This window comes from Brevundimonas sp. FG8, assembly GCF_057808845.1.
The window spans coordinates 63,011-75,131 of record NZ_JBMDIU010000012.1 but is presented as its reverse complement, the minus strand read 5'-3'; the positions used below and the strand labels follow the sequence as shown (position 1 = coordinate 75,131).

At 68.5% G+C, this 12,121-nt stretch carries 14 protein-coding genes; 10 read left to right on the top strand and 4 right to left on the bottom strand.

The window, feature by feature from the left end; translation table 11 throughout:
* On the bottom strand, positions 1 to 463 hold a 463-nt coding region (locus ACODRV_RS15570), incomplete at its 3' end, for a hypothetical protein (protein WP_488908915.1).
* Positions 464 to 557: 94 nt separating this feature from the next.
* On the opposite strand from ACODRV_RS15570, the gene ACODRV_RS15565 reads away from it, so the two are divergent.
* From ACODRV_RS15565 to ACODRV_RS15535, 7 genes are all read left to right on the top strand, one after another.
* Positions 558 to 1,427 carry a 50S ribosomal protein L11 methyltransferase gene (locus ACODRV_RS15565; protein ID WP_141626986.1) on the top strand — a complete coding sequence of 290 codons (870 nt, stop codon included), beginning with the start codon at positions 558 to 560 and terminating at the stop codon, positions 1,425 to 1,427.
* Positions 1,424 to 2,113 (top strand): SMI1/KNR4 family protein, encoded by a 690-nt coding sequence (locus ACODRV_RS15560; protein ID WP_488908914.1) that lies wholly within the window; start codon positions 1,424 to 1,426, stop codon positions 2,111 to 2,113. Before ACODRV_RS15565 ends, ACODRV_RS15560 begins: the two co-directional genes overlap by 4 nt.
* Before the next feature lie 78 nt (positions 2,114 to 2,191).
* Entirely contained in the window at positions 2,192 to 2,620 is a 429-nt protein-coding gene (locus tag ACODRV_RS15555; RefSeq protein ID WP_488908913.1) for a hypothetical protein, read from the top strand.
* Positions 2,621 to 2,654: 34 nt separating this feature from the next.
* A complete protein-coding gene (locus ACODRV_RS15550; RefSeq protein ID WP_488908918.1) occupies positions 2,655 to 4,466 on the top strand; it encodes an aminopeptidase P family protein in 1,812 nt (603 codons plus the stop codon).
* 34 nt (positions 4,467 to 4,500) lie between these two features.
* Entirely contained in the window at positions 4,501 to 4,755 is a 255-nt protein-coding gene (locus tag ACODRV_RS15545) for a type II toxin-antitoxin system VapB family antitoxin (RefSeq protein ID WP_141626983.1), read from the top strand.
* Positions 4,752 to 5,144 carry a type II toxin-antitoxin system VapC family toxin gene (locus tag ACODRV_RS15540; protein ID WP_141626982.1) on the top strand — a complete coding sequence of 131 codons (393 nt, stop codon included), beginning with the start codon at positions 4,752 to 4,754 and terminating at the stop codon, positions 5,142 to 5,144. The genes ACODRV_RS15545 and ACODRV_RS15540 overlap by 4 nt, the downstream gene beginning before the upstream one ends.
* Before the next feature lie 74 nt (positions 5,145 to 5,218).
* Positions 5,219 to 6,208 (top strand): aldo/keto reductase, encoded by a 990-nt coding sequence (locus ACODRV_RS15535; protein ID WP_488908912.1) that lies wholly within the window; start codon positions 5,219 to 5,221, stop codon positions 6,206 to 6,208.
* 45 nt (positions 6,209 to 6,253) lie between these two features.
* On the opposite strand, the gene ACODRV_RS15530 is transcribed toward ACODRV_RS15535, so the two are convergent.
* The 3 genes from ACODRV_RS15530 to ACODRV_RS15520 all read right to left on the bottom strand — a co-directional run bounded on the left by ACODRV_RS15530 (position 6,254) and on the right by ACODRV_RS15520 (position 9,692).
* Positions 6,254 to 6,676 carry a DUF2147 domain-containing protein gene (locus ACODRV_RS15530; protein WP_141626980.1) on the bottom strand — a complete coding sequence of 141 codons (423 nt, stop codon included), beginning with the start codon at positions 6,674 to 6,676 and terminating at the stop codon, positions 6,254 to 6,256.
* A gap of 20 nt (positions 6,677 to 6,696) precedes the next feature.
* The gene (gene ligA, locus ACODRV_RS15525) at positions 6,697 to 9,018 is read right to left on the bottom strand and encodes an NAD-dependent DNA ligase LigA (protein ID WP_488908917.1); all 2,322 of its coding nucleotides are present in this window, start codon (positions 9,016 to 9,018) and stop codon (positions 6,697 to 6,699) included.
* A 74-nt stretch (positions 9,019 to 9,092) separates the two neighbouring features.
* The gene (locus ACODRV_RS15520) at positions 9,093 to 9,692 is read right to left on the bottom strand and encodes a hypothetical protein (RefSeq protein ID WP_488908911.1); all 600 of its coding nucleotides are present in this window, start codon (positions 9,690 to 9,692) and stop codon (positions 9,093 to 9,095) included.
* Positions 9,693 to 9,834: 142 nt separating this feature from the next.
* On the opposite strand from ACODRV_RS15520, the gene ACODRV_RS15515 reads away from it, so the two are divergent.
* The 3 genes from ACODRV_RS15515 to ACODRV_RS15505 all read left to right on the top strand — a co-directional run bounded on the left by ACODRV_RS15515 (position 9,835) and on the right by ACODRV_RS15505 (position 12,119).
* Positions 9,835 to 10,794 (top strand): M20/M25/M40 family metallo-hydrolase, encoded by a 960-nt coding sequence (locus ACODRV_RS15515; RefSeq protein WP_141626977.1) that lies wholly within the window; start codon positions 9,835 to 9,837, stop codon positions 10,792 to 10,794.
* An 82-nt stretch (positions 10,795 to 10,876) separates the two neighbouring features.
* Positions 10,877 to 11,509, top strand: coding sequence for a methyltransferase family protein (locus tag ACODRV_RS15510; RefSeq protein ID WP_141626976.1), 633 nt, complete (start codon positions 10,877 to 10,879; stop codon positions 11,507 to 11,509).
* A gap of 43 nt (positions 11,510 to 11,552) precedes the next feature.
* Positions 11,553 to 12,119 (top strand): hypothetical protein, encoded by a 567-nt coding sequence (locus ACODRV_RS15505; RefSeq protein ID WP_488908910.1) that lies wholly within the window; start codon positions 11,553 to 11,555, stop codon positions 12,117 to 12,119.
* Positions 12,120 to 12,121 lie beyond the last annotated feature (2 nt).

Genomic DNA, 12,121 nt, shown 5'->3' with positions numbered 1-12,121 from the left:
GCGCGGGCGCCGGAGCCGGAGCGGCGACGACCGGAGCGGCGGCGGGCTTGGGAGCGGCGGCGGCTTTCGGCGCGGCAGCCGGCTTCTTCGCGGCGACGGGCTTGGCGGCGGTCTTCGGAGCCGTCTTCGGCGCGGCCTTCACAGCCTTCGCAGCCGCGGCGGCTTTCGGCGCGGCGGCAGGCTTGGCGGCGGCCTTGGGCGCAGCAGCCTTCGGCGCGGCCTTGGCGGCGGGCTTCGCAGCCGGCTTGGCGGCGGTCTTCGGGGCGGCGGCCTTGGCGGGAGCGACGGTCTTCACGGCCGGTTTGGCGGCGGGCTTCTTCGCGGGAGCGGCGGCCTTGGGCGCGGCGACTTTCGCGGCGGCCGGCTTCGCGGCGCTCGACTTTGCAGCCGGTTTGGGCTTGGAAGCGGCGGTCGCCGCCTTCGGCTTGGCGGCGGTACTCGGTTTAGACGGTGCTTTGGCCATGAATTCCCCGACCCCTCGGATAGTGTTGCGTTTGCTGGCGATGGAGAGCACGCCAGCGCGTCCCTCGATTCGCAATCATAGCGGTGTTTGAGAAATGTCCGAGTCCGCTGTTCAGATTATCGCGCGCGGCCCCCGCGCTGTTGCAGAAACCGCAGCCTCGGCGCTGGACGAGAACGTCCTGCTGGAAGGCGCGACCTATTCGATCCTCGAGGAAGACGAGGACAAGGGCGTGTGGCGCATCGACGCCTTCCCGACCACTGATGAGGAGGCCGAAGGCATCGAGGCGACCCTGTCGGCCCATGAGGGACTGACGGTCATCGTCGAGAAGCTGGCCGACGCCGACTGGCTGGCCATGTCGCTGTCGGGCCTGCCGCCGGTCGAGGCCGGGCGGTTCTTCGTCTATGGCGCCCACGATCAGGGGCGGGTCCCGCCGAACCGGGTGAACCTGAAGATCGACGCGGGCGCCGCCTTCGGCACCGGCCACCACGGCACGACGGTCGGCTGCCTGATCGCGTTCGATGAACTGCTGAAGCGCGAAAGCTTCGAGCGGGTGCTGGACGTCGGCTGCGGCACGGGCGTGCTGGCCATCGCGGCGGCCAAGACCGGTTCGCGCGTCGCCGTCGGCACCGACATCGACGCGCCCTCGGTGCGGATCGCCAACGAGAACGCCCATCTGAATCAGGCCGGCGCGCGCTTCGTGCACGCCAGCGGGCTGAACGACCGCAAGGTGCGCAGCCAGGGGCCGTATGATCTGGTCTTCGCCAACATCCTGGCGCCGCCGCTGGTGAGCCTGTCGCAGGACATCAAGGAGGCGCTGAAACTGGGCGGCGTGGCCATCCTGTCGGGTCTGCTACGGACTCAGGAACGCCGGGTGACGGCGGCCTATCTGTCGCGCGGCTTCGTGCTGGAGCGCCGCATTCATCGTGATGCCTGGAGCGCGCTGGTGCTGCGGCGGGTGGGATGATCTGGGAAGGCGCTGACCTTCTCAGGGCTCGTCTGGAACGCTGGCGATCCGGCGGCTGGGTCGAGCACGAGGGGGGCGGCCTGGAGGTGGGCCACGTCCCGGCGGAGGGGACGCAGGCTTATCTGCACACCCTCTATCCGGGCCTGTCGGAAGATCGGCTTGCTGCCACGGAGGCGGCGTATGATCGGGCTTTGCCCGGCGAGTACCGCCGATTCCTGGCCTGGTCGAACGGCGCCTGGCTGTTCCGGCATCTGGGCCTGAATGGAAGCCACATCCACGGCACCGAGCGAGAGTTGATCGACCGCAGTGGCGTCGGCGTGGGGCAGCCCGTCAGTCTGGACTATGGCAACCAGTTCGGCTGGCCGCGTCATGCGCCCTACACGGCATGGGTTCTGGGGACTGTCTCCGGCTGGTCCGGGCAGGGCTATCTGCTGCTGCGGCAGGACGGGGCGGTCACCCTGTGCGGACTGACCGACGCCGATGATGTGGCGGCGTCCTGGGGGTCTTTCAGCCATATGCTGTTCAGCGAGTTCGACCGGATGGCCGCGCTTGTTGGTGACGACGGAGCCACGTTGGGGCGATGCGTCGACTTTCTCCCCGAGGCTGCGAGGCGATGGGAGAACAAGCCTGAGCCCAAATCGGACCCAAAGCCAGGCTTGCTCGGGCGACTGTTCCGCCCCCGGTGATCTGACAGGCGCGTGGGTTAACGGCGGAACAGCCGTCGCGTGTGCGTGTTTTCGGTGAAATAACCGGAGGACGCCGTGATGACCCAGTATGATCCGAACCTCGATCCCGTGAGGCCGGGCGGGGCTGTCGTGCATGAGACGGTCGAAACCGTCGTTGTGAAGGAGTCCAACACCGGCTGGTGGGTGGCGGGCATCCTCGGCGGGCTGGTGCTGATCGCCGTGCTTTGGATCCTTTTCGCGCGCGGATCGGCTCCGGTGACGGAGGACGCCCTGTTGGACGCCCAGGCGGAAACCGCCGCCGCGCAGGCGAGGGCGGATCAGGCCGTGATCGCCGGACAGGTGGCCGGGGCGCAGGCCAGTGTCGATATCGCCCGCGCCGATGCGGCTCGCGCCGAGGCGGAGGCCCGGGCGGCTGAAGCCCGCGCGGCTGAACCGGTGGTGATCGAGGCTCCTGCGCCGGCCACGACCGCGCCCGCTGTCGTCAGTCCGACGGCGCCTCAGAACTAGAACCGGTCGGCAAGGCGGTGCTATGGCTCCGCCCATGCGCCAGACCTACGACGAAACCACCGATCCGTCCTTCGGGGCGAAGCACCTTCCGCGCGTGCGGGCCAGGATGGCCGAGCAGGGCCTGGACGGGATGCTGGTCCCGCACGAGGACGAGCACCAGAACGAATACCTGCCCGCCGCCAATGACCGGCTGGCCTGGGTCAGCGGCTTCACCGGTTCGGCCGGCGCCGGCGTTGTTCTGACGGACCGGGCGGCGGTCTTCGCCGACGGACGCTACACCGTGCAGGTGCGGGCGCAGGTGGATGCGCAGCAGTTCGAAATTCTGGACCTCGTGGAAGGCGGCGTGCCCGCCTATCTGGAGCGCGCGCCCAAGGGGGCGGTGATCGGCTATGACCCGCGTCTGCACAGCCCGGACGCGCTGGCGGTGCTGAAGAAGGCGGCGGCGAAGGCGGGAGCCACGTTGAAGCCGGTCGAGGTCAATCCGGTGGATCAGGCCTGGGGCGACGAGCGCCCGGCCCAGCCGATGGCGCCGGTCGTGCCGCACGACGACAAATACGCCGGTGAGAGCAGCGCCTCGAAGCGCGCGCGCATCGGCGAGGCGGTGGCGAAGGCCGGGGCGGACGCCACGGTGCTGACCGCGCCGGCCTCGATCGCCTGGCTGTTCAACATTCGCGGCGGGGACGTGATCCGCACGCCGCTGCCGCTGTCGCAGGCCATTGTGAAGACCGACGGCACGGCGCGGCTGTTCATGGACCCGCGCAAGGTGACCAACGAACTGCCCGGCTGGCTGGGCGACGCGGTGACGCTGGAGGCGCCCGAGGCGCTGGACGGCGCGCTGGACGCTCTGGCGGGGCAGAAGGTGCTGGTCGATCCGGGGCAATCGTCCGCCTGGTATTTCGACCGGCTGGAGGCGACCGGGGCGAAGGTGGTGCGCGGGATGGATCCCTGCACCCTGCCGCGCGCGCAGAAGAATGCGGTCGAGATCGAGGGCTCGCGGCAGGCTCATATCCGCGACGGCGCGGCCCTGAGCCGGTTCCTGCACTGGGTCGACACGACCGCGCAGCAAACCTTGCCCGATGAGCGCGAGGTGGCCGAGACGCTGGAGCGTTTCCGCGAGGAGACCGGCGCGCTGAAGGATTTGAGCTTCGACACGATCGCGGGCGCGGGGCCGAACGGCGCCCTGCCGCACTACAAGCCGGTGACGCGCACGATCCGCAAGATCGAGAACGGCTCGCTGCTGCTGGTGGACGGCGGCGGCCAGTATCTGGACGGCACGACGGACGTGACCCGGACCATGGCCATCGGCACGCCGACAGCCGACCAGCGCCGCATGTTCACCCTCGTCCTGAAGGGCCACATCGCCATGGCGGTGGTGCGCTTCCCGGCGGGGACGACGGGGCACCAGATCGACGCCCTGGCGCGTCTGCCGATGTGGATGCAGGGCTTTGACTACGACCATGGAACGGGTCACGGCGTCGGCAGCTATCTGGGCGTGCACGAGGGGCCGCAGCGGATCGCCAAGGCGGTGAACAGCCAGCCGCTGCTGACCGGCATGATCCTGTCGAACGAACCGGGCTATTACCGCGAGGGCCACTGGGGCATCCGCATCGAGACCCTGCAGGTGGTGACGGCGCCGGAGCCGATCCCGGGCGGCGAGCGGCCCATGCATGGCTTCGAGCAACTGACGCTGGCTCCGCTGGATCGCAAGCTGATCGACGTCGATCTGCTGACCGCCGACGAGCGCGCCTATGTGGACGCCTACCACGCCGAGGTCTGGGCCAAGGTCGGGCCGCTGATGGACGGCGAGGCGAAGGCCTGGCTTGAGGCGGCCTGCGCGTCGCTTTAGCGATATCGGGGTTTGTGGTAGAAGCCTTTCCACCATGCTGAACATCAAGAACCCCGAGACCCATAGACTGGCGCGGGAGCTGGCTGCGCGACGGGGGGAAACCCTGACCACGGCGGTCACCGTCGCCCTGCGCGAACAGTTGGCGCGTGAACCGGCCGAGCCGCCCAAGGCGGCCGCCGAAGAGGTCATGGCGCTGATCCGGGAGATGCAGGCGCACCTGAAGCCGCTTGAGCCCGGTGAAGATCCGACGGGCTTCCTGTATGACCCGGAGACGGGACGTCCGGCGTGATCGTCGACAGTTCGGCCCTGATCGCCATTATATTTGGCGAGCCGGAAGGCACGGCGCTGCTCGAGCGGCTGATGTTCGGATCACCACGTATGTCTGCGGCGACCTATTTCGAGAGCGGCATGGTCATTGATCGCAAGGCGAAAGATGACTTTGCAGCCAAGGCTTTCGACCGATTGCTGGAGTTGACGAGGGTGGAAGTCGTGGCTGTTACCCGCGAGCACGCCGAAATTGCGCGCAGTGCCTATCGCGAGTTCGGCAAGGGCAACCATCCGGCGTCGCTGAATTTCGGCGACTGTTTCGCCTATGCCCTCGCTAAACAGGCCGGCGAGCCGCTGTTGTTCAAAGGCGATGACTTCGCGCGGACAGACATCACTTCGGCCTTGAAATAAGGCCTTCCGGCGCCCATCTCCGACGGACCGGCGGATGGTCCCGCCGGCTTCCTCACATTGTCGGAGACGCGCAGATGAAGACGCGCAAGCTGGGTCGTTCGGGGCCCGAGGTTTCGGCCATCGGCCTGGGCTGTATGGGCATGGCGTCCTTCTACGGGACGCCCTCGGATGAGGCGCAGGCGACGGCGGTGATCCACCGCGCGCTCGATCGGGGTCTGACCTTCTTCGACACCGCCGAGATGTACGGGCCGCACACCAATGAGGTGCAGGTCGGGACGGCGCTGAAGGATCGACGCGACAAGGCCTTTGTCGCCACCAAGTTCGGCATCGGCTGGAACGCGGACCGCACCGCGCTGGCGGTGGACGGCAGCCCGGCCAATGTGCGTCGCGCCATTGAGGGCAGCCTGCAACGGCTGGGGATGGACCACGTCGATCTGTATTATCTGCACCGCGTCGATCCGAACACGCCGATCGAGGAGACTGTCGGCGCGATGGGCGAGCTGGTGAAGGAGGGCAAGGTGCGCTTCCTGGGCCTGTCCGAAGCCGCGCCGGAGACCCTGCGTCGCGGCCACGCCGAACACCCGATCACCGCCCTGCAGACGGAATATTCGCTGTGGAGCCGGGAGCCGGAGGACGCCCTGTTCGCCACCTGCGAGGACCTGGGCATCGGCTTCGTGCCCTACAGCCCGTTGGGGCGGGGCTTCCTGTCCGGGGACATCAAGTCCATCGACGATCTGGAGCCGGGCGACTTCCGCCGCACCAATCCGCGCTTCATGGGCGAGAATTTCCAGAAGAACCTCGACCTCGTGGAGGCCGTGAAGGGCATCGCCGCCGACAAGGGCGTGACCGCCGCCCAGCTGGCGCTGGCCTGGGTGCTGGCGCAGGGGGAGCATCTGGTTCCGATCCCCGGCACCCGACGCATTCCCACTCTGGAAGACAATATCGCGGCGGCGGAGATCGTGCTGACGCAGGAAGACCTGTCGCGGATCGAGGCGGTCTTCCCCAAGGGCGCCGCGCAGGGGCACCGCTACGCCGAGGCGGCGCGGTCGTCGCTGAACCGCTAGGACCATCAGGGCCGGGCCGGAGCGATCCGGCCCGGTCTTTTCGTTCTACTGGATACGCGTCCAGGTCTGGGTGCGGCAGAGCGGAGCGACGACGCAGCCGCGCAGACGCAGGGTGTTGTCGCCCTGCAGGGTGATGGTCCCGCGATAGGTGCGGCCGTCGGCGGGGTTGTAGACGCTGCCGCCGGTCCACTCGGTCGGGCCGCCGACGAAGCCGCGCAGCATGGGCAGGTTGCGCAGGGGACGGCTGCGCTGGGCGCGGTCCGCGTTGTGCTCATCCAGGGTGTTCGGATTGGCGCGGATGGTGTCCGAGGTCACCAGCGTCCCGCACAGGGCCTGACCGCAGCGGACGATGCGGACCTGACCGCCGTTGGTCGAGGTCTGCCACAGACCTGTGGGGTCGCCGGCGAAGGCGGGGGCGGCGAGGGCGGCGGCGGCCGTCAGGACGGCGGCGAAGAGGGCGGGACGCATGGGGGGACTCCGGAAAGAACTCAGCCTCCGATGAGCGCCAACCACTCGTCTTCCGTCAAGACGGAGACGCCATGCTTTTGCGCATCCGCCAGTTTGGACCCCGCGCCGGGACCGGCGACGAGGTAGTCGGTCTTCTTCGACACCGAGCCTGACACCTTGGCTCCGAGGCTTTCGGCGCGGGCCTTGGCCTCGTCGCGGGTGAAGCGTTCGAGGGCGCCGGTGAAGACCACGGTCTTGCCTGCCACGGCGGTGTCGGTCTGGGGCCGTTCGGCGTCCTCGACGGTGTCCAGTTGCTCGATCAGGGCGTCAACGACCGTGCGGTTGTGGGGCTCATGGAAAAACTGGGCCAGGGCGCGCGCGGCGACCGGGCCGACGCCGCTGATACCCGCGATCTCGCCGAGCGTCATCGACGGGCCTTCCTCGCGCGCGATCCGCGCCAGACGGACGATGGCGGGCCAGTCGGGGGCGAGCAGGGCGAGGGCGCGACGGGCCGGTGCGGCGACGCCGGGGAAGGCGAGGGACAGCTTCTGATCCAGCGGCGCCTCCGGCCAGGGATCATCAGCGGGCGGCGTGGCGGCGGAGAGGACGGACAGGGTGCGCTCGGAGACGCCGTGCCCCTCGGCAAGTTGGGTCCATTCGGCCGACGGGATGCCTTGCGAGGCCTCGATGCAGGCGGCGTGGAAGGCGGTCCATGATCCGAAATGGCGGGCCAGCAGGATCGAGGTCTGCTCGCCGATGTCACGGATACCGAGGGCGAAGATCAGCCGGTCCAGCGTGATGACGCGGCGCGCGTTGATGCCCGAGATCAGATTGCGGACGCTGGTGTCGCCATAGCCGTCCTCGTTCCGCAGTTCATCCAGCCGGGCCTCATCGCGGGCGAGGCGGAAGATGTCGGCGGGCTGGTGCAGCCAGCCCCGCTCGTGGAAGGCAGTCAGCTGCTTCTCGCCGAGGCCCTCGATGTCGAAGGCGCGACGGCCGACGAAATGCTTGAGCCGTTCGACCAGCTGGGCGTCGCAGATCAGCCCGCCGGTGCAGCGACGGCGCACCTCGCCTTCGGGGCGCTCGGCTTCGGAGCCGCAGACGGGACAGTGGGTGGGGAAGATGTAGGGCGCGGCCTCCGCCGGGCGCTTGTCCAGCACGACGCTGACGATCTGGGGGATGACGTCGCCCGCGCGTTGCAGGACGACGGTGTCGCCGATGCGGACGTCCTTGCGGGCGATTTCGTCCTCGTTGTGCAGGGTGGCGTTGCGGACCACAACGCCGCCGACAGTGACGGGGTGCAGGCGGGCGACGGGGGTCAGGGAGCCGGTGCGGCCGACCTGGATGTCGATTCCTTCGAGAACAGTCTGGGCCTGCTGTGCCGGGAATTTGTGCGCGATGGCCCAGCGGGGCGTGCGGGCGATGAAGCCGAGCCGCTCCTGCCAATCCAGCCGGTCGACCTTGTAGACCACGCCGTCGATGTCATAGCCGAGCGTCGCGCGGTCGGTCTGGAGGCTGTCGTACAGGGCGATCAGACCGGCGGCGTCCTCGACGCGGGCCGAGCGCGGATTGACCTTGAAGCCCCACGAGCGAAGCGCGTCGAGCGCGTCAGACTGGGTGTCGGCGAAGTCGGCGGACTTTTCACCCCAGGCATAGGCGAAGAAGCGCAGGGGGCGTTGGGCGGTGATCGCCGGGTCTTTCTGACGCAGGGAGCCGGCGGCGAAGTTGCGGGGGTTGGCATAGGTGCGCTGACCGGCGGCCTCGGCGGCGGCGTTGAAGGCGTCGAATTCAGCGTTGGGCGCATAGACCTCGCCGCGCACCTCGATGACGTCGGGCCAGCCGGAGCCGCTGAGCGTTTGAGGAATGTCGGCGATGGTGCGCAGGTTGGCGGTGACATCCTCGCCGGTCTTGCCGTCACCGCGCGTGGCGCCGCGCACCAGTTTGCCGTGCTCGTACCGCAGGCTGGCGCTGAGGCCGTCGATCTTGGGCTCGGCGACAAAGGCGATGTGCTCGTCGGCGGGGAGTTTCAGGAAGCGGCGGATGCGCGCCTCGAAGTCTGTGACTTCCTCGGGGGAAAAAGCATTGTCCAGCGACAGCATCGGCACGCCGTGGCGGACCTCGGTGAACTGGCCGGAGACCGGACCGCCGACGACCTGTGACGGCGATGAGGCGGTGGTCAGGTCGGGGAATGCGTCCTCGATCTCGAGCGCCCGGCGTTTGAGGGCGTCATACTCGCCATCGGAAATCTCGGGGGCGTCGCCGCCGTGATAGAGGGCGTCATGGCGCGCCAGCTCGGCGGTCAGACGCGCCAGTTCGGCCTCGGCCCCGGCGAGGTCCAGCTGATCTACGGGAATGTCGGTCATCGGGATTCGCTCGGCCATGGCCACGGTCTGCCCAAGTCCAGCGCCGCCCGCAACGGCCGGTTCCGCGGCTGCTGTCAGTTCGTGGGCAGGGTCGAGCGGTCGTAGCCCTGACCCAGGTTCAGGATGAAGACCGGTCCCAGCTCGATCGTCTGGACGGCGCCGGCCAGTTGCACGGTGGCGCCCAGGGCGCCCGCGGCCCAGTCGCGGTCGAGGACGGCGTTCGCGAAATAAAGCTTCCATTCGCCGGTTGGGCGGACATTGGCGCTGATGATTTCAGGGTAGGGCGCGGCATTGCCCTGAAGGCGGATGACGGCCGTTCCCGTATCGGCGTCCGCAGGGGCCCGTTCGGTGCGGATCCAGACCGCCAGCAGCAGGACGTCGCCTGACCGGACCGGCCGTGTGGACACGGAGCCCGCGCCGACATCCCAGCTGTTGCCGCCCGCCGCGGTGACATCGACCCGCAGGGCGCGTCCGCCCTGAACGGTGGAGGTGACGATCTCGTGGGTCTGGCCGGCGCCGTAGACATTCCACCCGTCGACGTGGACGCGGTTCACGGCCTTGTCCAGCATCGAGCCGCCCTGTTGCGCCGGGGCCGGGGCGTCCTGGGCAAGGGCGGGGGCGGCGCCGGTGAGGGCGGAGACAGCGGCAAGGGCGGCGAGTATGCGTGCGATCATGGTGGTCCTCCCGGCGGCCTTGAGGTCGCTTCTGGAGGCGACTGTCATCCGGGGCCGGGGATGGTTCAAGCCTGCATTAAGAGGCTGTAATCTGACGTGACCGCGCGAGCCTGCTAAGCGTTTCGGTGAAAGAGGAGATTCCATGCGTCCGATCCGCCTTATGGCCCTGAGCTCCGTCGCCGCGAGCCTGCTGCTCGCCGCCTGCGTCACTCCCTCCGAGCCCGCGGCGCCGGTCGCACCGGCGGTTCCGGCCTTCCAGGCGCAGCTGCTGGAGGATGTGCGCATCCTGGCCTCGGACGAGATGGCCGGGCGTGATACTGGCTCGGCCGGGGGCGAGATGGCCCGCAACTACATCGTCGGCCGGTTCGAGGCGCTGGGCGTCCCTGCGCCGATCATGGGACGTCTGCAGCCGTGGGAAGCCACCGGCCGCACCCGCGCCGGGCCGAAGACCTATAACGGCGTGAACATCATCGGCGTGGTGCGCGGAACCCGCGTGCCGGACAAATACATCGTCGTGACCGCCCACTACGACCACGTCGGCACCAACGACGGCCAGATCTTCAACGGCGCGGACGACAACGCCTCGGGCGTGGCGACCATGCTGGCGCTGGCCGCCGAGCTGAAGCGTCAGGCGCCGGAGCACAGCGTGATCTTCGTGGCGCTGGACGGTGAGGAGCGGGGCCTGCTGGGCGCCAAGCATTTCGTCGAGGCGCCGCCGGTGCCGCTGGCCTCGATCACGATGAACCTGAATTTCGACATGACCGCGCGCGCCGAGACGGACGGCAAGCTGTGGGTCACGGGCACCTATCAGAACCCCAACCTGCGTCCGATCCTGGAAGGCATTCCTGCGGACGGCGCGGTGGCGCTGGCCTTCGGCAAGGACACGCCGCAGGACACCGGTGAGGACAACTGGGTCGAGGCGTCGGACCACGCCGCCTTCTATCGCGCGCAGATCCCGTTCCTGTATCTGGGCGTGAACTACCACCCCGACTATCACCGTCCGTCGGATGACTTCGAGCGGATCACCCCGTCGGTGTTCACCAGCGCGACCTCGCTGTCGATCGCCTCGTTCCACGCGCTGGATCGCGCGCTGGACCGATAGTTTCGCGACCGCGTTTCGGTCGCAAAGATAGGCCTTGAATTCGCCGTTGCGCGGTCGTTTCGTCGCGCAACGGAGAAATTCGATGACGACTGCCGCCCCGACCACGCTCGACCTCGGCGCTGTTCAGAAAATCCGCAAGGTCGCGGTTCTGCTCGCCCTTCTGGCCCTGATCGGGGCTTCTCTCGTCACACAATCGATCGGCGGGGTGGACGGGCGCTGGCACGAGACTGTCGAAGCCGTAGGGCTGGCGGCGATCGTGTTCTCCATCGTCGGCCGCGCCTGGTGCACCCTCTACATCGGCGGGCGAAAGAAGGCCGACGTGGTGGATACCGGTCCCTATTCGCTCACGCGCAATCCCCTCTATGTGTTCAGCTTCTTCGGCGCCTTCGGCGTGGGAGCCCAGAGCGGCAGCGCGGCCATCGCGATCGGTTTCGTTCTGGCGGCGTTGCTGATCTTCCGTCTGACCGTGGCGCGGGAGGAAGCCTTCCTGGGGCGGGAGTTCGGTGAGCGCTACGCCGCCTACATGGCCCGGACGCCCCGGTTCCTGCCCGATTTCAGGCTGTGGCGCGACAGCGAGGAACTGACGATCCGGCCGTCGCTGTTCCTGCTGACCCTGCGCGACGGCATGGTGTTCCTGCTGGCCATTCCCTTCTTCGAACTGATCGACATGGGTCAGGCTGATCACTGGCTTAAGGTGGTCGCGCATCTGCCCTGACGGTGGCATACCGGCAGGACTTCCAGTCCTCCGGATGGTTTCCATGCGCCGCATCGTCAGCCTCGCCCTCGTCGCGACCGGAGCGATGCTCATGTCGTGTGACAACGGCGGCGACTCGCGGATGCGTCCGCCCGCCGCGCCGGCCTTCACCCACACCCTCTCCGGCGATGTCTCGGGCTATTATCTGCCGATGGACTATCTGCCGATGGACCCGGCGCGGACGGGCAGGTGGTCCTTCAGCCATGTGTTCGTCGGCCAGACCGGGGAGTTCGAGAGCTGGGAGGCCGGACAGCGCAGCGCGACCTTCGCCCCGGTCATGCTGCAGTTCGATGATGTGACGAGTCCGATGACGCAGACGGAGCTGGGTGAGGCGCGCAGCGTCACCGCCCGGGTCCTGCCCACCCGCTATACGGTCAATGACGGCGAGGTTCAGTTCGAGGGACGCTCGCCGGAACTGGGGCGGGTGATGTTCAGTGGCCGTCTGGATCAGGGCGCGTTGGCCACGGCGCGGCGCAACCTCGGCGACGAAGGGGCGGTGCTGACCGGATCGCTGAAGGTCGGCGACGCCCCCGCGCAGGCGGTGCGGCTGCGTTGGTGGATGGGTGACTGAGG

What these genes read in the sequence shown, in the direction of transcription:
- ACODRV_RS15565 (WP_141626986.1), top strand. Translation starts at nt 558, where the DNA reads ATGTCCGAGTCCGCTGTTCAGATTATCGCGCGCGGCCCCCGCGCTGTT.
- ACODRV_RS15530 (WP_141626980.1), bottom strand. Translation starts at nt 6,676, where the DNA reads ATGCGTCCCGCCCTCTTCGCCGCCGTCCTGACGGCCGCCGCCGCCCTC.
- ACODRV_RS15510 (WP_141626976.1), top strand. Translation starts at nt 10,877, where the DNA reads ATGACGACTGCCGCCCCGACCACGCTCGACCTCGGCGCTGTTCAGAAA.
- ACODRV_RS15550 (WP_488908918.1), top strand. Translation starts at nt 2,655, where the DNA reads ATGCGCCAGACCTACGACGAAACCACCGATCCGTCCTTCGGGGCGAAG.
- ACODRV_RS15515 (WP_141626977.1), top strand. Translation starts at nt 9,835, where the DNA reads ATGCGTCCGATCCGCCTTATGGCCCTGAGCTCCGTCGCCGCGAGCCTG.
- ACODRV_RS15560 (WP_488908914.1), top strand. Translation starts at nt 1,424, where the DNA reads ATGATCTGGGAAGGCGCTGACCTTCTCAGGGCTCGTCTGGAACGCTGG.
- ACODRV_RS15555 (WP_488908913.1), top strand. Translation starts at nt 2,192, where the DNA reads ATGACCCAGTATGATCCGAACCTCGATCCCGTGAGGCCGGGCGGGGCT.
- ligA (WP_488908917.1), bottom strand. Translation starts at nt 9,018, where the DNA reads ATGACCGACATTCCCGTAGATCAGCTGGACCTCGCCGGGGCCGAGGCC.
- ACODRV_RS15535 (WP_488908912.1), top strand. Translation starts at nt 5,219, where the DNA reads ATGAAGACGCGCAAGCTGGGTCGTTCGGGGCCCGAGGTTTCGGCCATC.
- ACODRV_RS15545 (WP_141626983.1), top strand. Translation starts at nt 4,501, where the DNA reads ATGCTGAACATCAAGAACCCCGAGACCCATAGACTGGCGCGGGAGCTG.
- ACODRV_RS15505 (WP_488908910.1), top strand. Translation starts at nt 11,553, where the DNA reads ATGCGCCGCATCGTCAGCCTCGCCCTCGTCGCGACCGGAGCGATGCTC.
- ACODRV_RS15520 (WP_488908911.1), bottom strand. Translation starts at nt 9,692, where the DNA reads ATGATCGCACGCATACTCGCCGCCCTTGCCGCTGTCTCCGCCCTCACC.